We start from the raw sequence: 18,451 nt of genomic DNA on the forward strand, positions 1-18,451 counted from the left end.
AGACGGCGAGGAGACAGGATGAGCATCAGCACCAGCCGCCAGTGGGTCCTCGCCAGGCACATCCCGGAGCTGCCACGGGAAGAAGACTTCCGCCTGGAAACCGTGGGCGTTCGCGACCCAGGCACCGAGGAGATCCAGGTCAGGACCCTCTACGCTTCCGTCGATCCCGGCGCGCTCGCGCGGCTGAACGGCGCGACCACTTATGCTCCCCCACAGCCGCTTGGAGAACCCATCGTCAGCGCGACCCTGGGTGAGGTCATCGCCTCCGGAGACGCGCGCTTCACGCCTGGCGACCTCGTCGCAGGTGGATGGGGCTGGCAGGAGATCGCCGTCGTCCCCGCGAAGGCAGTGCGCAAAGTGACGGCCGACGACACACCGCTCGCTGCCGAGCTGGGCGTCTTCGGCCTGCCTGGCCTCACCGCCTGGTTCGGCATCCTGGAGCTCGGCAAGCCGCACCCTGGCGCCACCGTCCTCGTATCCTCGGCCGCCGGCGCCGTGGGCTCGGCCGCGGGTCAGATCGCCAAGGCCGAGGGCGCGCGGGTGGTGGGCATCGCCGGGGGGCCTGCCAAGTGCCGCTACCTCCTCGAAGAGCTGGGCTTCGACGCCGCCATCGATCACCGCGCTCACGGCACGGAGCCCGAGCTCGCCGCCGCCCTCCGCAGCGCGTGCCCGGGCGGCGCGAGCGTCTTCCTCGACAACGTGGGCGGCCTGGTCCTCGACGCCGCCCTCCCGATCATGGCGCGGGGCGGGCGCGTCGTGATCTCGGGGCTCGTCGCCGATTACGGCGTCCCTCCCGAGCGTCGCCATGGCCTCAGGAACGCCACGAGCTTCATCATCCAGCGCCTGCGCATGGAGGGATTCGTGGTCTACGATTACGCCAGGCGCTTCGACGAGGCCCGCGCCGACCTGAAGCAGCGGGTCAAGGCCGGCACCTTGCTCTACCGCGAGCACATCGAGGAGGGCCTGGAAGCTGCGCCCCGCCTCTTCTCTGGCCTCTTCCGCGGCGAGAACTTTGGCCGCGCGCTGGTGCGGGTGGCCCCGCCCTCGCGCTGACGCCTCTGCTCACCGCCTCGGCTTCGCCTTCCGGGTTCGCTCCGCACCGCCGCCCTTCGTCAGGGCCACGGACACTTGCTTCCCGGAAGGCGCCTGCTTCCCGGAAGGCGCCTGCTTCCCGCAGGGCTCGCTCCTCACGCCCAGCTCTTCCCCCTCCAGTGGCACGAGCTTCCCCGGCGCCCAGGCCACCACTGCGTCCACAAAAGCCCGCACCTGGGGTGGCATGAACTCGCGCTCGGGATACACCACGGCGATCTGCATGGTCGACCCGATCACGCCCGGCAGCACGTGCACCAGCGTCCCCCGCTGGATCTCCGGTCCCGCCAGCACCTCGGGCAGAAAGGCGATCCCCAGCCCCCGCAGCGCGGCTTCGCCGAGGAGCGTGACGTCGTTGCTACGGAACGACCCCTCCACGTGCAGCTTCCCTCCCTTCGCCAGCGGCCAGTGCGTCTGCGGCAGCTCTCCCCGCACGAACCCCAGCAGGCACCGGTGCTTGCGCAGATCCCGCGCCACCCGCGGCACCCCGTGCTCCGCCAGGTACGACGGCGACGCCACCGCCATCCCCTGAAACCGCGCCAGCACCCGCGCCACGAGCCCGGGCTCCATGTCGCCCGTCGCCCGGAGCGCCACGTCGTAGCCGTCCCGGCGCAGATCGACGATCCGTGTCGTGAGCTCGAGCTGCACCCGCACGTGCGGATACCGCTTCGCGAACTCGCAGATCATCTCGCTGAAGCTCGCGTGCGCCCTCGGCGGCCCGGAGATCCGCAGGTCCCCCCGCACCTCCTCGTCCACCCGCCGCACGCTCTCCTCGGCGCTCGCCACGGCGTCGAGCACCATCCGCGCGTGCCGGTAGAACGCCTGCCCCGCGTCGGTGAGCGCGAGGCTCCGCGTCGTCCGCCGGAGCAGCCGCACCCCGAGGCGCTCCTCCAGCCGGGCGAGACGCCGGCTGATCGTCGCCCGGGGCACCCCGAGCTCCACGGCCGCCCGCGAGAGCGACTCCGACGCCACCGTCTTGCAGAAGGCCAGCATCTCCGCCGTCTCGACCGGTTCGTTCATCTGGATCAAATCCTGTCAGATGATGCCCGTTGTTGACGCATTGTCCCATCTTCATCCGCGCCCTACAACTGAATGCATGAAGACCACCACGCAGGGTTCGACGAAGACGAAGCGCGTCGGTTACTGGATCGCCACCGGGCTCGCCGCCTTCGCCTTCCTCGCGGGCGGCGCCGCCGATCTCGCAGCCACCCCCGACATGCTCGCCTCGATGGCGCACCTCGGCTACCCCCCCTACCTCACCACCATCCTCGGCGTCTGGAAGCTTCTCGGCGCCGTCGCCATCCTCGCCCCCGGCTTCCCCCGCCTCAAGGAGTGGGCCTATGCCGGCATGTTCTTCGACCTCACCGGCGCCGCCGTCTCGCATGCGGCGGTGAACGATGGCGCTGCCAAGATCCTCACCCCGCTCGTGCTCCTCGGCATCGTCGCCGCCTCGTGGGCCCTCCGGCCCGAGAGCCGCACCTTGAAGGCCAGCGCGAAGGACGCCGCCAGGAGCCCCTCGTCGCACCCCGTCTCCCCGGAAGCCTCCCTCGCCACCTGAGCGGTGGCCCCGGCCCCCCCGCAACACCGCAACCTCCGACCTTCAACCAGTCCCACACGCCCTGATCGAGGAGCACAGACGACCATGAGCCCCCCCGACGGTTCCCTCTCCCCTGCGCATGCCCCCGAGGCTGCATCCCTCTCCGTCTCCCAGGCCATCGAGGCCCGCCGCTCGATCCGCAAGTACAAGCCCGTCCCGGTCCCCGACGCCGATCTCGAACGGATCTTCGCGCTGACGAGCCACGCCCCTTCCTCGGCCAACACCCAGCCCTGGCGCTTCGTGTTCGTGCGCGATCCTGCCCTCAAGTCGGCGCTGCGCGCGGCCTCCTACAACCAGGCGCAGGTCGACGCCGCGCCCGTCGCCATCGTCGCCTACAGCGACATGCGCGACACCCTGGCCACCCTCGACGAGGTGGTCCACCCCGGCCTCCAGGGCCCCCCGCGCGAGCAGATGCTGACCAGCATCCGCGGCTTCCTCGGCCCGAAGAGCGACGCCGATCTCGACGCCTTCGGCACCGCGCAGACCTTCATCGCCGTCGGCTACCTCTCGCTCGCCGCGCAGTCTCTCGGGTACGCCACCTCGATCATGGGCGGATTCGTCCCGGCCGAGGTCAAGGCCGTGCTCGGCCTCCCCGAGCACGCGGCCGTCGCTGCCGTCATCGCCCTCGGTGTCGCCGACGAGGAGGGGTACACCGCGCACCGCCACCCCCTCCCCCGCATCCTCCGCGAGGCCAGACCCGCCTGATCAAGGGCCGCACCCACGGTTGCACGCGCCGTGAACTTTGCTGTGCCCAATCCATCCCGGTAGCTTGCCGGCCCTCACGGCGACCGCACCGAGGTGTTGATGAAAGCCACAGCCATTCTGCTCGCATTCGGCGCTCTCCTGGGAGCGTGTACCCACGAGACCGCCTCCGACGATCCGTCCCGCGGCTCCCTGGAAGACACCTTCCCCTCGGGCGAGACCGACGCCGCCCATGCCTGGATCACCATCGGCACCGACGCCATCGAGGTGATCCACGAAGCCATGGCCCGGGGTGACCTCCCTGGCGAGCTGGAGACCTACGACACCACCGGGGAAGCCACCGTCCTCCGCGTCGCCACCTCTCAGCTCCCCGCCCTCACCCGCGTCATGCACGACCACCTCCACCGCTGCGGCGGCTACATGGTCCACGCCTCCTTCGACGACGCGGCGGGCGCCCTGGAGACGTCGGTGCGCAAGCAGGCCGCCGAAAGCTCCCTCGTCAGCTACACCCTGAACAACGCCTCGGTGGTGAACGCGCTGCTCTCCGCGGTCCAGGAGCCCCAGATCCGCAGCACCATCAACACCCTCTCCAGCTACAGCACCCGCTACTACACCACCCAGAGCGGCGTGGACGCGGCGCACTGGCTCCGGGACCGCTGGCAGCAGCTCACCTCGGGCCGCCCCGACGCCACCGTCGAGACGTACCAGCACACTGGCTACCCCCAGCCCTCCGTCATCCTCACCATCCCTGGCGACAGCGTCCCTGGCGAGGTCATCGTCCTCGGCGCCCACCTCGACTCCACCACCACGTCGGGCAGCCCGCTCTCTCCGTCTCCCGGCGCCGACGACGACGCCTCCGGCATCGCCACCATCACCGAGATCGCCCGCGTCGCCCTGTCGAGCGGCTTCAAGCCCGACCGCACCGTCAAGTTCATCGGCTACGCCGCCGAGGAGGTCGGCCTCCGCGGCTCGGGCGACATCGCCGCCGCCTACAAGACCCAGGGCGTCAACGTGGTCGGCGTCCTCCAGCTCGACATGACCAACTACAAGGGGTCCACCAAGGACATCGCGCTGGTCACCGACTACACGAACGCCGCGCAGAACCAGTTCCTCCGCAACCTCATCACCACGTACACCTCCTACACCACGCTCGACACCTCCTGCGGCTACGGGTGCTCCGACCACGCCTCCTGGCACAACCGCGGCTTCGTCGCCTCCATCCCTTTCGAGTCGAGCCTCGCTCAGTCCAACCCCCACATCCACTCCGGGGCCGACACCCTCGCCCAGAGCGGCGGCAACGCCAACCACGCCCTCAAGTTCGCCAAGCTGGGCGCCGCGTACATGGCCGAACTCGCGAAGGGCGCCCTCGACTACAGCGACGACGGCGAGGACCCGCCCACCATGCCGACGCCCACCACCACGACCCATACCGGGACCGTGGCCCAGGGCCAGAGCGTGCAGTACGGCCCCTTCCCGACCCTCCCCGGCACCAGCATCACCGCCGCCCTCACCGGCACGGGCGACGCCGACCTCTACGTCCGCTTCGGCGCCCCGCCGACCACCAGCGCGTACACCTGCCGGCCCTACCAGAACGGCACCAACGAGACCTGCGCCCTCACCTCCCCCGCCTCGAACTCCTCGGCGTACGTGATGATCCGCGGCTACAGCAGCGCGAATTACACGCTGACGGTCACCCGCTACGCGCCCTGAGTCTCCACGAGGGGACCCGCGCCCCTGCCGCTGACCCGCCTCTCTGCTATGCCGCCTACGCCGCCTACGCCGCGGCGGACAGGTCGGCGTTCCCGTCGGTCTGCGTCTTCACCAGCTCCGCGTAGAGGGCGCCGTTCGCCATCAGCTCGGCGTGCGAGCCCTGCTCGACGAGCCGCCCCTCCTCCATCACCAGGATCCGGGTCGCCCTCATGATGGTGCTGAGCCGGTGGGCGATCACCACCCGCGTGCAGCGGAGGCGATCCAGCTCGTCCTGCACCTTGCGCTCGGTGATCGTATCGAGCGCGCTCGTCGCCTCGTCGAGGAGCATGATCGCGGGCCTGCGCACCAGGGCCCGCGCCAGCGCGACCCGTTGACGCTGCCCTCCCGAGAGCGACCCTCCCCCGTCGAGGAGCAGCGTCTCGTAACCCATCGGCATGCGCACGATCTCGTCGTGGATCTGGGCCGCCCGGGTCGCCTCCACGATCTCCTCGGGGGTGGCCTCCGGGGAGGCGAGCAAGATGTTGGCGCGGATGCTGGAGCCGAAGAGCGTGGACCGCTGGGTCACGATGCCGAGCTGGGTGCGGACGCTGCGCAGATCGAGATCGGCGAGGTTCATCCCGTCGTAGAGCACGCGCCCCGAGGTGGGGCGATGAAGCCCGAGGAGCAGGCTCGCCAGCGACGACTTGCCAGAGCCGGAGCGCCCCACGATGGCGACCATCTCGCCCGGCGCGATCTTCACGGACACATCGCGGACCACCACCGGATCCAGCGGCCCGTAGCTGAAGCTCACGCCGTCGAGCTCGATCTGCCCCCGCAGCTTCCCCGCGGACCGCACCCGGTCCTCGTCCTGCTCGGGGGGCGTCGCCTCGACGTCGTTGAGGCGCTCCACGTAGCTGCCGAGGAGCTGGATCTGCCCCGCAAGCAGCACCAGGTTGGCGAGCGGCGCGAACACCCCGATCGCGAAGGTGTTCAGCGCCAGCATGTTCCCCAGGGTCAGCTCGCCGGCGAGCACCTGCATGGTCCCCACGCCCAGCACCACGAGCGGCGCGCCCATGCGCAAGGTGGTGTTCACCGCCTCCAGCACGGCGGCGAGGCGCCCCTCCTCGATGGAGGCGTTGAGCACGTCGACGAACAGGTTCGACCACTGCTCCTCCGCGCGCTCCTCGACGCCCATGGCCTTCAGCGTCTCGATGCCGGAGAACATCTCCACCTGATAGCTCTGCGAGCGCGCCTGCCGGGTGAGCATCTGGGTGTTGATGTCCCGCCGCTTGCCGCGCGTGGCGAGGAACACGATCACCTGCAGCACCCCGGCCGCGAGCACGACGCCGCCCATCTGCGCGCTGCCCACCATCAGCAGCGCGAGGTAGGTCAGCATCAGCCCCCCATCCAGGATCGCCGACAGCACGCCGGTCGTGAGGATCTGGCGGATCATCACGTTGCTGTTCAGGCGCATCATCAGATCGCCGGCCGATCGCCGCTGGAAGAACCCGAAGGGGAGGGCGAGGAGCCGGTCGAGGAAGCCGAGGGTCATGCGGGCGTCGACCAGGGTCCGCACGTGGAGCAAGAGGTGCGCGCGCACCATCGAGGCCAGCATGTAGAACACGATCACCAGGCCGAGCCCGATGGAGAGCATCAGCAGCAGGTGCTCGTCGCCGCGGGGGATCACCCGGTCGACGATCACCCCCGTGAGCAGCGGCAAGCCGAGCAGCAGCGCCTGCAGGAACACCGACGTGGTGATCACCCGCCCCCACTCCCCGCTCTGCCAGAGGAGCCGCCCGACGCGGGTGTTCGTGGTGGTCTGCGCCCCGCGGCGCTCGAAGCGATCGGTGGGCTCGAAGAGCAGCGCGACGCCCGTGAAGGCGCGGTTCACCTCCTCCGCACCGATCCGCCGCCGCCCGATGGCCGGGTCCATGATCTCGATGGCGCCGCCGGGGAGGAGCCGGTCGAAGACCACGAAATGGTTCATCTCCCAGTGCAGAATGGTCCCGCGGGTCAGGAACTGGAGGTTGTCGAGCTTGACCTTCACGCCGCGGCCACGCAGGCCGTAATGGCCCCCGGCCTTGAGGATGTCCCGCGCGCTGGTCCCGTCACGGCCGGCCGAGAGGACGTCCCGCACCTCCTCGCGGCTCAGCTCCTTGCCGTGGTAGCCCAGCACCATGGCGAGGCAGGCGACCCCGCACTCCGTGCCGGAGAGCTGCTGGACGAAGGGGATCTGATCCCGCCCCCTGCCGAGCTTCCACAGCGCGGGGAACCGCTCCGTCAATCGCTTCGACTTCCCCTCAGGCACGCAGCACCTCCAGCACCGCACGGAGACCGGGCAAGAGCGTCAACAGGATGGTCTCCGAGCGGACCCGCGCCTCCGCCGTGCCGTTCATCCCGTGGTGCATCTCGAAGCGCACCCCGTCCACCTCGAAGGTCGGCGCGCTGGGCCGCGCTTCCACCAGCACCACCGGCCCCTCCACCTTGATCGTGTCGGCGATCTCCTGCCCCAGGTATCGCTGCACCTCGTTGGGACCGATGATCTGCGTGCTCACCGATTCGATCATCATGTCCTGATAGGCATAGCGATAACCGGTCGGCTCGAACCTCAGGGACATCCCCGGGCGGAGCTGCGGCCTGAAATGGGCAGGGAGCATCGAGACGATGGAGGTCCGCGCCCCCTGCCCCAGCATCGTCAGCACCACGTCGCCCTGGCTGAGGAGCTGGCCCGACCTGATCCGGACGTCGCCGATCACGCCCGCCTTCGGAGCCCGCACCGCGAGCTGCTCGATCCGCGACTGCGCCAGATCCCGCTGCGTCCGCAGCGCGGTCAAGGTCTGCTTGGAGGCCTGGTCCAGCGGATCGCGCAGCGACTTCGCGAGCTGCAGATCGAACTCGCGCTGGATCTGTTCGAGCTCGGCGATCTCCCGCTCCGCGTGGAAGCGCATCAGCACCGCGCCGGCCTCCACCTGCTGGCCGGGCTGCACCTCCACCGTCTCCACGGTCCCCGAGGCCGTGGCCGTCAGCGAGGTCCTCCCCGCGACCCAGATCACCGCGGGCCCCGCAGCGTACTCGTGCACGGTCCCGGTCATCATAAACAGCGTGCCCAGCCCGAAGGCCGCCACCAGCACCCAGTAGGCCCAGCGCGTCCAGGCTGGCGAGAGCCGCAGGATGTCCCCGTCGCCCCCCCCACGCATGGCCGCCGCATGCTTGACGGCCTCTTCACGGAACAGGCTGCCACGACCTTCGGTCATGGCATCGCTTTTACTTCTGCGAAGGTTCCGGCAGCAACACCCGCGCGATTTCACCGGAGAGCACGCCATCCAGCGCGCTCGCCACCTGCTCGAGCCCTGCCTCGACGATCACCATGCGCGAGGCCGGATCGATCTCCGGAGAGATCTTCTCGACGCGCCCCATCAGCTCCAGCCGCCCGGCGAGCACCCGCACCGGGAGGCCCACCCCGATCTCCGACACCTTGTCCTCCGGCACCGCGAAGCGCACGAACCTCTCGCTCGCCGCGATCAGGCGCATGATCGGCTGCCCTGCCTCCACGCGCGCCCCCGGGTCCACGTACCGCGCCGCCACGATCCCCTCGAACGACGCCCGGAGCTCGGCCTCCGCGTTCGCGTGCTGGAGCATCCCCACCTTGCCCCGGTGCTGCTTGAGCCGCGCCTCCATCGCCTCCACCTGCACCCGCGCGAGCTTCACCTGGTAGGTGGCTGTCATCAGGTCTTCGCCCGACGCGAGCGACTCCGCCCGCAGCGACTGCTTGCGCGCGAGCTTCTCCTCGGCCTCCGCGAGCTGCACCCGGGCCCGATCGAGTTCCACCTCGACCTCCCGCGCCGAGGCGTCGGCCACCGTCAGCTCCAGGCGCGAGCTGGGCAGGTCGAGCAGCGCCACCCTGCCGCCGGCCGACACCTTGTCCCCGAGCCGCACGTCAACGGCGCTGAGCTTCCCCGATGCCGGCGCGACGACATCCACCGAAGCCCGCGCCAGCACCACCCCGAGGAGCCCCTCCTCGGACGCCCGGGGGCGCGCCTCCTCGGCAATCTTCACCGCCGGGGGCGCGAGCGCCGAACCTTCCGACGCCCTGACCGGCGCCTCTTCTTTGCCGATCGCGGCGAGCGCCACCGATCCAGCCATCGAGAGGAGGAGGACCCCGGCGGACATCGCCACCGGACGGGGGAGAAGGGTTCGTAGGGTTGCCACGGAAGACCCTCTATGCACGTCGCGCGCCACACCGCGGCCAGTTCCGATCGCGCCGCCTCCGGGCCCTCGCGCCGACCCTGTCTCGAATGATCAGCCCCCCCTTTGATGTTTCGATCAAGCGCTTGATCAAAAGATCAAACTGCCCCCCAATGAGCCCTGCCCCCCCCGAAGCAGATGGCCCACATCATCGTCACCGAACCCGGGCAGGTCTCTGTCGCCGTTCCCCTCCGCGATGGCCTCCGTGCCGGCCGCCACGAGCGGAATGACCTGGTGCTGGCGGATCACCGCGTCTCCCGGCAGCAGATCGAGTTCTCGCGGACACCTGCGGGGTGGCGGGTGAAAGACCTCCGGTCCACCCACGGCACCTTCGTGAACGGAGGCCGGATCGAGGAGTCCCACGAGCTCACCGATGGCGACCGGATCCAGGTCGGCAGCGTCCTCATCACCTTCATCGAGGCCGAGGTCACCCAGCAGATCGTCCACGAGCAGCTCACGTCGGCGGCGATCCCGTCGCAGCCCGACGATGGCGCCAACCGACGGCTGCGGCTCGTCTACGAGGTCAGCCGCGCCATCGGAGCCCTCGAAAACGAGGACGAGCTGCTCGGGCGCATGCTGGAAGCCATCCTGGACGTCCTCGACTGCGATCGGGCCCTGGTCGGCCTGACCAGCGGGCCTGAAGGCAGCCTGCGCCGCGTGGTCCGGAGCCGAAAAACGGCCGCCGCAGAGGAGATCGTCCTCAGCCGGGCCATGGTCGAGGCCATCCTCCAGCGCCGCCAGGGCGTGATCCTCCGCAACGCCGGCGGCCGCGAGACCCCCCACACCCTGGTCCGGGAGCACATCCTCTCGGCCATGGGCGCCCCCCTCCTCGTGGGCTCCCGCCTCCTCGGCCTCCTCTACGTGGACGACCGCGCCCGGGTGGACCGCTTTTCCCCGCAAGATCTCGAGTTTCTCACCTCCCTCGGCCACCTGACCGCCGCCGCCCTGGAGGGCGCCGAGCGCCTCCGCAGCGCCACGGCCATGGCCGAAGCCCTGGGCGCGGGCGGCCCCACCGACGATCTGATCGGGGCGAGCCCCCCCATGCTCCAGCTCAAGGCGCAGCTCCACAAGTACGGCGCCGCCTCCGCCAACGTCCTCATCCGGGGCGAAAGCGGGACCGGCAAGGAGCTCATCGCCCACCTCCTGCACACCCTCTCCCCCCGCGCCGCCCAGCCCTTCATCACCCTGAACTGCGCCGCCATCCCCGAGTCGATGATCGAGAGCGAGCTGTTCGGGTACGTCAAAGGCGCCTTCACCGGCGCCATCCGCGACAAACGCGGCAAATTCACGCTCGCCGACCGCGGCACCCTCTTCCTCGACGAGATCGGCGACCTCGATCTCGCCGCCCAGGCCAAGCTTCTGCGCGCCCTTCAAGAAGGCGAGATCCAGCCTCTCGGCGCCGAGAAAACGCACCGCGTCAACGTCCGCGTCGTCTCCGCCACCCACAAGGATCTGGTGAAGGAGATCGCCGCCCGCCGCTTCCGCGAGGACCTCTACTACCGGCTCAACGTGATCGAGGTCGAAACCCCGCCTCTCCGAGAGCGCGAGGGCGATCTGGAGCTGCTGGCACAAGCGTTGCTTCAGTCCTCCGCGTCCAGCGCTGACAAGCGGCTCGAGGGATTCACCCCCGCGGCGCTCGCAGCCCTGAGACGGCACCCCTGGCCTGGCAACGTGAGGGAGCTTCGGAACGAGATGGAGCGCGCAGCGATCAACGCCGACGGTCCCCTGGTGGACTTCACCGACCTGAGCCCCCGGCTCCGGTCGGCGTCGGCGGAGACCCCTGCGGCTCCGAGCGCTGGCGCGACGCTTGCAGAACGGTTTGGACAGCTCGACGTGCTGGAACGCCAGCTCGTCGAGGAAGCCCTCCGCACGGCGCGCGGCAATCTCTCCGAGGCATCGCGCTTGCTAGGCATCACCCGGATCATGCTGAAGCGGCGTGTCGACCGCTTCGGGTTGAACGCGCGGGACGACTGAGCGCCGCCCACCGGCGGTCGCACCGGCCCGCAAGACATCGCTAGCGAGACTGCCCACGCGGTGGGTGCCGGCGCGTTCTGCCCGGCGCCCGAGCCGCCCAGCGCCGTCTCACGCCGAACTGGACCACGCATCGCCCGTGGAAGGGCGACCTGCACCCTGCGCTCTGAAGGAGTCGGACATGAACTCGTGCCTCAAGTCGCTGCGTTCTCTCGCCATCGTCCTCGGCCTCGCGGTCTTCGCGACGGGCTGCATTGCCCAGACGGGCGACGAGATGGGCGACGCCGACACCGAGATGCTCGACGACGAGGCGGGCGACGAGGACGCCGAGGCCGGTGACGAGGACGCCGAGGCCGGCGACGAGATCGCCGACGGCGGCGACGACGAGACGCCCCCTCCTCCTCCCCCCTCCCCCAACGGTCTCTGCACCGGTACGACCTGCAACCAGATCTGAGCTTCGACGCATTGCGCAGCGCAACACGCGCCCCCGACGCTTCTCCGCCAGTTCCCGCCCCGCCGTCCCTCGCGATACAGCCATGAGCGAATCTTGGCCGCAGGCCCTCCATGGGTCCGTGAATGCATCGCGGCCAGTCCAGCGCGCTTGACGGTTGCCTCCAGGCGCTGGTGTACTCTCCGCACTTCGCAACGTTCCGGGCCCCCAGGGCCGGCGCAAGGAGAGCAGACGATGGACAGCAAGAAGGACGAGACGACCACCGACATCACCAGCTTCAACCAGGGAGTTCCCGAGGCGAACCAGCTCGTGGACCTCGACGAGGAAGAGCTGAAGCGCGTGGCCGGCGGCGGGTGTGGCGTCAACTGCGGCGTCAACATCCGGCAGCAGAACGCCGCTGAGGAGCCGCAGGGCGAGTGATCCGCGCATTCGCCGCCTTCCCCTCGGAAGGCGGCGGGTGGCTGTACATTCGCTCTCGCAATCAGCGTCCGCCTCCCAGCCGAGCGCGGTGCTCCCCTCGCCCCTCGATGACGCCCGAGCGAGCCACGCCGGCGCGTCCGAGCCAGTGTCCCGTAGAACAGGAGATCCATCCGTGCCGAAGGCTGAAAAGCTGCGCCTTCCCCTCTTCAACGCTGGCGCCGATCTCGCCGAGCTGGAGCCCTTCGCGCTGCCGGACCTGACGCTCCCTCCAGTCACGCGGCCGCTCTCCACGAACGAGCCCTCCGCAACCTCCAGCGAGGTGACCCCGCACCTCCGCACCAGCAGCTTCACGATCTACGTCGATCTGCCCGGCGAGCCGAGCGACATGCTCCTCGTGCACGGCTACACCGGCGCCTACGATCGGGTCTCCCGGCGCGTCGCCACCTACCTGCGCTCGCTGGAGACGCACCGAGCCCCGAAGCCCCTCTACGGGCAATGGGTCTCCGAGCCGCGCGTGGACGGGCAGGTGGTCACGCCCTCGGACGCGGTCATCGCCATCCTGAAGAAGCGCGGCTACCTCGTGGACATGTCCCCCGAGGAAGAGGACCAGTTCTTCAGCGGCATTGCAGGTCGTTATCACCAGGCCTCGCAGCGCCGCGCCCCCGGCTACGTGATCATTCCGACCTACCAGTGCAACCTGCGCTGCCATTACTGCTTCCAGGATCACATGCGCACTGATCCGGCCTACGCGCACATCCTGCGCGCCATGGATCGTCCCATGGCCGACCGGATCCTGCAGGGGATGCTCCACCTCGAAGCGAGCCACGGCCTCGACCCGGCCGCAGACATCACGCGCCAGGTGACGTTCTTCGGCGGAGAGCCGCTCCTCGCCTCGAACCACGACGTCGTGGGCTACCTGATCGCGCGCCTCCGCGAGCGCGGCAAGGCGTCCTTCTCCGCAGTCTCCAACGCCACCGAGCTCGACGCCTACCAGGACCTGCTGGGCCCCGAGGGCATCGCGAGCATCCAGGTGACCCTCGACGGCCCCCCCGCCGAGCACGATCTGCGGCGCATCTACCCCGACCGCTCCGGCTCTTTCGATCGCATCGCCCGCAACATCCGCATGGCACTCGACCTCGGCGTCGAGGTGAGCATCCGGATCAACGTGGACCGCGTGAACCTCGCCAAGCTCCCGGAGCTGGCCGAGGTCTTCCACGCGCAAGGCTGGGCCTCCCACCCCGGCTTCCTGCCCTACGTGGCCCCCATCCACGCCGCCAACACCAACGTGGACGCGAAATCCGTGTTCGGCTCCTGGGAGCTGTCCCGTTCCCTCGAAGCCCTGAAGCAGAGCGACCCCCGCGTGTCCTGCATCGGCATCTCCGACAACTCCATCCTCGCCCGCGCCCGCCAGATCTTCGACGGCAAGAGCGCCACGAACCCCTCCTTCCGCGCCTCCTTCTGCGGCGCCCACTCGACGATGTACGTGCTCGACGCGCTCGGCGACATCTACGCCTGCTGGGAGCGCACCGGCGATACCAAGGAACGCATCGGCCACATCGACGATCTCGGCCGCCCCTTGATGAACCGGTCCATGCTCACGCAATGGCGCGGTCGCAGCGTGGTCTCCAACCCGGTCTGCCGCAAGTGTCGCTACGCCGCCTCCTGCGGCGGCGGCTGCGCCATCCTCGCCGAGGAATCCAACGGCGACGCCTACACGAACCACTGCGACGGCTTCGGAAAACGCTTCCGCGCCAGCGTCGCCAAGGCCTACCAGGAATTCCTCCGCGGTGAACGCAGCGAAGCCACCGTCGTCCGCTCCTGCGAAACCTGAGTACCGGTACTGCGTACCCTGGCGCAGGGACCCAGGGTCCCTACGCTCCCGTTGGTCGCTACCCCCTCGTTTCATGCAAAGCGGGAAGCCGAAGGTTCAGAAGCGAATTTGAGAGAGAGAATGAGAGGGCTGCAGGGCATTCGAGAAAAGATTGCCGGCTGCTGCACCTTCGAGTCATTGCAATGAGATTTCTTTTCTGTTCGCTGGGCACGCCCGGGTTTCTGTATCCCTCCATCGCGCTGGCGAGAGCAATCGAAGCGCGCGGGCACGAGGTCGCCTTCGTCACCGCCATGGGCGCGGCCTCGCTGCTCGAGGAACATGGACTCAAGCGTCTGCCGCGAGGCCCCAAGGACGGCGAGAGCTTCCAGGTGGAGAACTGGTGGCTCGCCCCCGCGGTGAGCCTCCAGGCGAGGCACATCGAGCACGCCCTCACCCTGTTCTCCCCCGACGCCCTCGTGGGGCAGATGCTCACCCTCGGCGGCCACATCATGGCCGAACGCGCGCAAATCCCCGTCGCCGTGCTGGGCCAGGCGGCCTACCTGTGGCCCTCCTGGGAAGGCGAATGGCCCCAGGAGGAGGGGGTAGCGACCAACGGGAGCGTAGGGACCCTGGGTCCCTGCTCCGGGGTACGCAGCACCAGGGTACGCAGTACTGCTGAGGAGCGCATGAGCTGGCGCTACCAGGAGATGGCGACCTGGTACCAGCGCGCGCGGGAGCGGCTCGGCCTGCCCGAGATCGTGGCCCACCCCCGCGAGACGCCGCTGCTCGGCGACCTGTTCCTGCTGCGCAGCGTCCCCGAGCTGGAGGGAGATCTGAGCGCCCTGCCCTCCCGCGTGCACGCCATCGGCGCGTGCCTCTGGGAGCCGGCCGAAGCCCCCGCCGACATCGTCGACTGGCTGGAGCGCGCGCACGCCGAGCATCTCCCCGTGATCTACGTGCAGCACGGGCGCTCCTTCGATCAGCCAGGCTTCTGGACGGCCCTCGTCGAGGCCTTGCGCCACGAACCCCTGCGGGTCATCGCCTCCGTCGGCCGCATGGACGCCGAGATGGGCGACATCCCCGACAACTTCCTGGTGCGCCCCCACGTCCCCCAGGCCCTCGCGCTGCGCCACGCGCAAGCCGTGATCGCCAGCGGCAACAGCACCGTCGCCCTCGGCGCCCTCACCAGCGGCCTGCCCAGCCTGCACATCCCCGGCGGGAGCGAGCAACCCGACGTCGCCGAGCGGTGCGCCGCCGCCGGAGCGTCCCTGCTCCTGCCTCCAGCGCACCTCTCCCCGGAAGCGCTCAGAAACGCGCTCCGCACGCTCCTCGCCGACCCCGCTCCGCGCGCCAGCGCCCACGCCCTGCAGCGCGCCTTCGCGAAGCACGCCGACCTCGCTCACGCCTGCGCATGCCTGGAGCGACTGGCCGTGACCCGCGCCCCGGTCCTGCGCGGCCACCTCGCTCACGACGCCCTCACCTGACCCCTCACGCGCGTCGCTCACCTCGGCTCGAGAGCTGACCGGGAAAGCGTCGCGAGCGCCCCGCGACCAGGAAGGCCGACCGAGGAATCCACGTGGATTTCGAGGGAGGCCGACCGACGACGCGGGGCGCGCAGCAGCTTTACCGGACGGCTCTCAGCGTCCGACGCGCGCCCGCACCCACCCGACGCAGCTCTCCTCCCAGCGGTGCTGCGGTTTGCAGCGCTCGAGCACTTGCTGCGCCTCGCGCCGCCGCCCTGCCGCCTCGTAGAAGATTGCGCGCTTCAGCGCCTCGTCGCACGTCGCCGCCACCGCGCCCCCGGCGTGCTCCAGCCACGGCACCACCGCCTCCGGATCGGTCCACCGGTATGCGCTCGCCACGTCCAGCCCCACCCGCGGCTCCTTCGCCACCGCCGCGCGCAGCTCTGCCTCCAGCGCCCCGAGCCGCGCTGATGCGCCTGCCGGCGGAGCCTCCTTCGCCTGGGCTGCGACCCGCAGGAGCCCCCGCAGCGCGCTCGCCTCCGTCAGCGTGTCGCCCCCGCCCGGCGGCACCAGCTCGAGCTGCCGCTCCAGCGCCGTCCGCGCCTCCGCGAGGCGCCCGAGCCGCAGCAGCACCGCCGCGCGGAGCAGGTGCGCATCGCTCGTCGTCGGCACCCCGGCCCGCTGGCTCAGCGACCGCGCCCCGACCCGCCGCTCTTCCTCCTGCAGCTCCACCAGATCGCGCGTCACCCGGTCGGCGAGCTGCAGCTTGTCGTTCTGCAGCGCCAGCTCCCCGAGGTGCTTCAGGCTGCGCCCACCCTGGCTCCGATCCAGCTCGTTGGCCTTCTCCAGAGACGCCATCGCCTGATCGTCCCTGCACGTCCGATCGTACAGACGCGCGAGCACCAGCCGCACCTGCGCCGACGAAGGATCCGCCTGCAGCGCCGCGCCGCACGCATCCATCGCGCGCGCGATCCCCACGTCTGTCGGATCCCCTTCTGCCTCCAGCGCCACCTGCAGCAGCCGGCACCGCATCACCAGCGCCGCCCCGCTCGTGGGCTCGACCGCGAGGGCCCGATCGATGTCGGCGAGCCCTCCTGCCAGCCGCTCCTTCAGCGTCGCCGCGCCGCCCCCGCGCGCTTGCAGGTACGCGCGCTCCACGAGCGCCCCCACGTAGCTCCCGTCGGCCTCGATGGCCTCGTCGAGCAGCCGCTTCCCCACGTGCAGGTGCTCCGACCCCGGCGCCGGCCCCACCATCGCGTAGTACTGAAGCAGCTTCTTCCGTGCCGTCTCGCTCTGCGTCTCCAGCACCGCGCGCTGCTCCCGATCGTGCTCCTGCCGGAGGAGCCGCAGCTCGTCGAGTGCCCGCTCCCGCAGCCGCCCGAGGAGCGCCGCGGCCTCCGAGGGATTGCCGTCCACCTCGATCGGCTCTCCCACCGCTTGCCCCGACGACGCCCGGATCTGCGCCGCGAACCGCAGCGCGCTCCCGAGCCGCTGCACGCTCCCGGTCATCACCCAGGTCACGCCGCGGCGCCGCGCGTCCGCCATCGTCTCCGCCCCGGGGATCGCGTCGAGCAACCGCGTGTCCGGCAGCTTGCGCAGCCCTGCCCGGATCGACTCCGTCGCGCTCGAGCACAGGCTCTCCCAGGCCGGGTCCGCGCTCAGGTTCTGGAACGGCTGCACGAGCAGCGTCGGCGTCTTCGTCTCCGGCACCTCCACGGGCGCATCGGCCGGCACTGTCGCCACCGCGCTCACCGCCTGGGTGTTCGCCGTGTCGTAGCGCCGCACCGCGCCCGCCACGAGCGCCGTCCCGCCCATGATCGCCCCGATCGCCAGCGCAGCCTGCAGCCGTCGATCCCGCAGCAAGCCACCCACGCCGCTCAGGGCGCGCTTCGTGCTGCTCTTCGTGGGGTGTCTGCCGCCTTCAGGCTCGCTGCGCGCGTCCACGCCCCGCACGCTCGCGCTCGCGCTCGCGCTTGCGCTTGCGCTCACCACCGCCCCCCCGACCGACGTGAGCGATCCGACCGACGTGAGCGACGCGAGCGACGCCACCCCGCCCTGCACCAGCGACAGCGCCGAGGCCAGCTCCGTGGCCGAGGCGAACCTGTCCACCGCCGACTTCGCCAGTGCCCGCTGGATCACTGCCTCCAGCGCCGACACCGTGCTCCGCGGCAGCGACGGCATCTCCAGCGGCCGCGGCGGATCCCGCAAGATCGCGCTCGTCGTCGCCGCCGACGACCCTTGATCGAACGGCGACCGCCCCGTGAGCAGCTCCGCCGTGATCAGCCCCATCGCGAACACGTCGCTGCGCACGTCGAGCGCCTCTCCCCGGAGCTGCTCCGGGGACATGTACGTCGGCGTGCCCGCCACCGCGGCGATGCTCGAATGCTCCGTCGCCGGGCTCCGCGCGAGGCCGAAGTCCACCACCACCGCGCGCCCGTCCTCGCGCAGGATCACGTTCTCGGGCTTCAGGTCCCGGTGGATCACCCCTTGCGCGTGCGCCGCCGACACCCCCTCGGCCACCTGCCGCGCGATGTCCAGCGCCCGCTCCAGCGGGAACGCCCCACCTGCAAGGTGCGCGCGCAGCGTCTTCCCCTCGACGAGCTCCATCGTCAGGAAATGCAGCCCGTCCGCCTCGCCGTAGTCGAACACGCGGCACACGCCCGCGTGCGAGATCCGCCGCGCGATCTTCACCTCGCGGCGAAACCGCTCGATCGCGGTCCGGTCCTCGCCGCGCTCCGCCAGGATGACCTTGAGCGCGATCTCCTCTTCCAGCTCGCGATCGAAGACCCGCCAGACCGACCCCATGCCCCCGGCGCCGATGCGCCCGCGGATCACGTACCGGTTTGCCAGCACCTGCTCGGCGACCAGCGACAGACGCGGAGCCCCCAGGATCGCCGGGGCGTTCGGCGCGGTCGGGATCCCGCCGTCGAGGTCTTCGCTATCAGCCATGGCGCTTCTCCAACTTTAGAGCAGAGCCCGGCGGTTGCCTAGTACTGGCGCCCCTGAATCCATGC

Annotated in this window: 14 protein-coding genes; 9 read left to right on the forward strand and 5 right to left on the reverse strand. The window is 70.3% G+C overall.

Annotated elements, in window-relative coordinates; translation table 11 throughout:
* The first annotated feature begins 18 nt into the window (after positions 1–18).
* On the forward strand, positions 19–1,053 hold the full coding sequence (locus CAP_RS28115) for an NADP-dependent oxidoreductase (protein ID WP_052376155.1): 1,035 nt from the start codon (positions 19–21) through the stop codon (positions 1,051–1,053).
* A gap of 9 nt (positions 1,054–1,062) precedes the next feature.
* Here the strand turns inward: CAP_RS28115 and CAP_RS28120 are convergent, their stop codons facing one another.
* Positions 1,063–2,109 (reverse strand): LysR family transcriptional regulator, encoded by a 1,047-nt coding sequence (locus CAP_RS28120; RefSeq protein ID WP_044246668.1) that lies wholly within the window; start codon positions 2,107–2,109, stop codon positions 1,063–1,065.
* 76 nt (positions 2,110–2,185) lie between these two features.
* Here CAP_RS28120 and CAP_RS28125 point away from each other — a divergent pair, with 76 nt between their 5' ends.
* The 3 genes from CAP_RS28125 to CAP_RS28135 all read left to right on the forward strand — a co-directional run bounded on the left by CAP_RS28125 (position 2,186) and on the right by CAP_RS28135 (position 5,098).
* Entirely contained in the window at positions 2,186–2,647 is a 462-nt protein-coding gene (locus CAP_RS28125; RefSeq protein ID WP_044246671.1) for a DoxX family protein, read from the forward strand.
* An 84-nt stretch (positions 2,648–2,731) separates the two neighbouring features.
* Entirely contained in the window at positions 2,732–3,391 is a 660-nt protein-coding gene (locus CAP_RS28130; RefSeq protein ID WP_044246673.1) for a nitroreductase family protein, read from the forward strand.
* 99 nt (positions 3,392–3,490) lie between these two features.
* Complete coding sequence (locus tag CAP_RS28135) at positions 3,491–5,098, forward strand: M20/M25/M40 family metallo-hydrolase (protein WP_052376157.1); 1,608 nt, start codon at positions 3,491–3,493, stop codon at positions 5,096–5,098.
* Between the two features lie 64 nt (positions 5,099–5,162).
* On the opposite strand, the gene CAP_RS28140 is transcribed toward CAP_RS28135, so the two are convergent.
* From CAP_RS28140 to CAP_RS28150, 3 genes are read right to left on the reverse strand one after another with little or no spacing between them, the layout of a single operon-like run.
* A complete protein-coding gene (locus tag CAP_RS28140; protein WP_044246675.1) occupies positions 5,163–7,385 on the reverse strand; it encodes a peptidase domain-containing ABC transporter in 2,223 nt (740 codons plus the stop codon).
* Positions 7,378–8,331: an efflux RND transporter periplasmic adaptor subunit gene (locus CAP_RS28145; protein WP_044246677.1), complete on the reverse strand. Its 954-nt coding sequence runs from the start codon at positions 8,329–8,331 to the stop codon at positions 7,378–7,380. Before CAP_RS28145 ends, CAP_RS28140 begins: the two co-directional genes overlap by 8 nt.
* A gap of 10 nt (positions 8,332–8,341) precedes the next feature.
* Positions 8,342–9,286, reverse strand: a complete 945-nt coding sequence (locus CAP_RS28150; RefSeq protein ID WP_156041204.1) for an efflux RND transporter periplasmic adaptor subunit — start codon at positions 9,284–9,286, stop codon at positions 8,342–8,344.
* 174 nt (positions 9,287–9,460) lie between these two features.
* On the opposite strand from CAP_RS28150, the gene CAP_RS45705 reads away from it, so the two are divergent.
* The 5 genes from CAP_RS45705 to CAP_RS28175 all read left to right on the forward strand — a co-directional run bounded on the left by CAP_RS45705 (position 9,461) and on the right by CAP_RS28175 (position 15,458).
* Positions 9,461–11,296: a sigma-54-dependent Fis family transcriptional regulator gene (locus tag CAP_RS45705; RefSeq protein ID WP_052376162.1), complete on the forward strand. Its 1,836-nt coding sequence runs from the start codon at positions 9,461–9,463 to the stop codon at positions 11,294–11,296.
* Positions 11,297–11,474: 178 nt separating this feature from the next.
* Positions 11,475–11,747 carry a hypothetical protein gene (locus CAP_RS52640; RefSeq protein WP_044246681.1) on the forward strand — a complete coding sequence of 91 codons (273 nt, stop codon included), beginning with the start codon at positions 11,475–11,477 and terminating at the stop codon, positions 11,745–11,747.
* A 231-nt stretch (positions 11,748–11,978) separates the two neighbouring features.
* A complete protein-coding gene (locus CAP_RS28165; RefSeq protein WP_044246683.1) occupies positions 11,979–12,164 on the forward strand; it encodes a hypothetical protein in 186 nt (61 codons plus the stop codon).
* Between the two features lie 172 nt (positions 12,165–12,336).
* Positions 12,337–13,995 carry a radical SAM/SPASM domain-containing protein gene (locus tag CAP_RS28170; RefSeq protein WP_231511733.1) on the forward strand — a complete coding sequence of 553 codons (1,659 nt, stop codon included), beginning with the start codon at positions 12,337–12,339 and terminating at the stop codon, positions 13,993–13,995.
* Between the two features lie 182 nt (positions 13,996–14,177).
* Entirely contained in the window at positions 14,178–15,458 is a 1,281-nt protein-coding gene (locus tag CAP_RS28175; RefSeq protein WP_044246687.1) for a glycosyltransferase, read from the forward strand.
* Positions 15,459–15,611: 153 nt separating this feature from the next.
* On the opposite strand, the gene CAP_RS45710 is transcribed toward CAP_RS28175, so the two are convergent.
* Entirely contained in the window at positions 15,612–18,386 is a 2,775-nt protein-coding gene (locus tag CAP_RS45710) for a serine/threonine-protein kinase (RefSeq protein WP_052376164.1), read from the reverse strand.
* Between the last annotated feature and the right edge of the window lie 65 nt (positions 18,387–18,451).

This window comes from Chondromyces apiculatus DSM 436 (assembly GCF_000601485.1).
GTDB lineage: Bacteria > Myxococcota_A > Polyangia > Polyangiales > Polyangiaceae > Chondromyces > Chondromyces apiculatus.

Coding starts and splice junctions, on each gene's coding strand:
- CAP_RS28130 (WP_044246673.1), top strand. CDS start 2,732: ATGAGCCCCCCCGACGGTTCCCTCTCCCCTGCGCATGCCCCCGAGGCT.
- CAP_RS28145 (WP_044246677.1), bottom strand. CDS start 8,331: ATGACCGAAGGTCGTGGCAGCCTGTTCCGTGAAGAGGCCGTCAAGCAT.
- CAP_RS28135 (WP_052376157.1), top strand. CDS start 3,491: ATGAAAGCCACAGCCATTCTGCTCGCATTCGGCGCTCTCCTGGGAGCG.
- CAP_RS28165 (WP_044246683.1), top strand. CDS start 11,979: ATGGACAGCAAGAAGGACGAGACGACCACCGACATCACCAGCTTCAAC.
- CAP_RS45705 (WP_052376162.1), top strand. CDS start 9,461: ATGGCCCACATCATCGTCACCGAACCCGGGCAGGTCTCTGTCGCCGTT.
- CAP_RS28115 (WP_052376155.1), top strand. CDS start 19: ATGAGCATCAGCACCAGCCGCCAGTGGGTCCTCGCCAGGCACATCCCG.
- CAP_RS28175 (WP_044246687.1), top strand. CDS start 14,178: ATGAGATTTCTTTTCTGTTCGCTGGGCACGCCCGGGTTTCTGTATCCC.
- CAP_RS45710 (WP_052376164.1), bottom strand. CDS start 18,386: ATGGCTGATAGCGAAGACCTCGACGGCGGGATCCCGACCGCGCCGAAC.
- CAP_RS28125 (WP_044246671.1), top strand. CDS start 2,186: ATGAAGACCACCACGCAGGGTTCGACGAAGACGAAGCGCGTCGGTTAC.
- CAP_RS52640 (WP_044246681.1), top strand. CDS start 11,475: ATGAACTCGTGCCTCAAGTCGCTGCGTTCTCTCGCCATCGTCCTCGGC.
- CAP_RS28120 (WP_044246668.1), bottom strand. CDS start 2,109: ATGAACGAACCGGTCGAGACGGCGGAGATGCTGGCCTTCTGCAAGACG.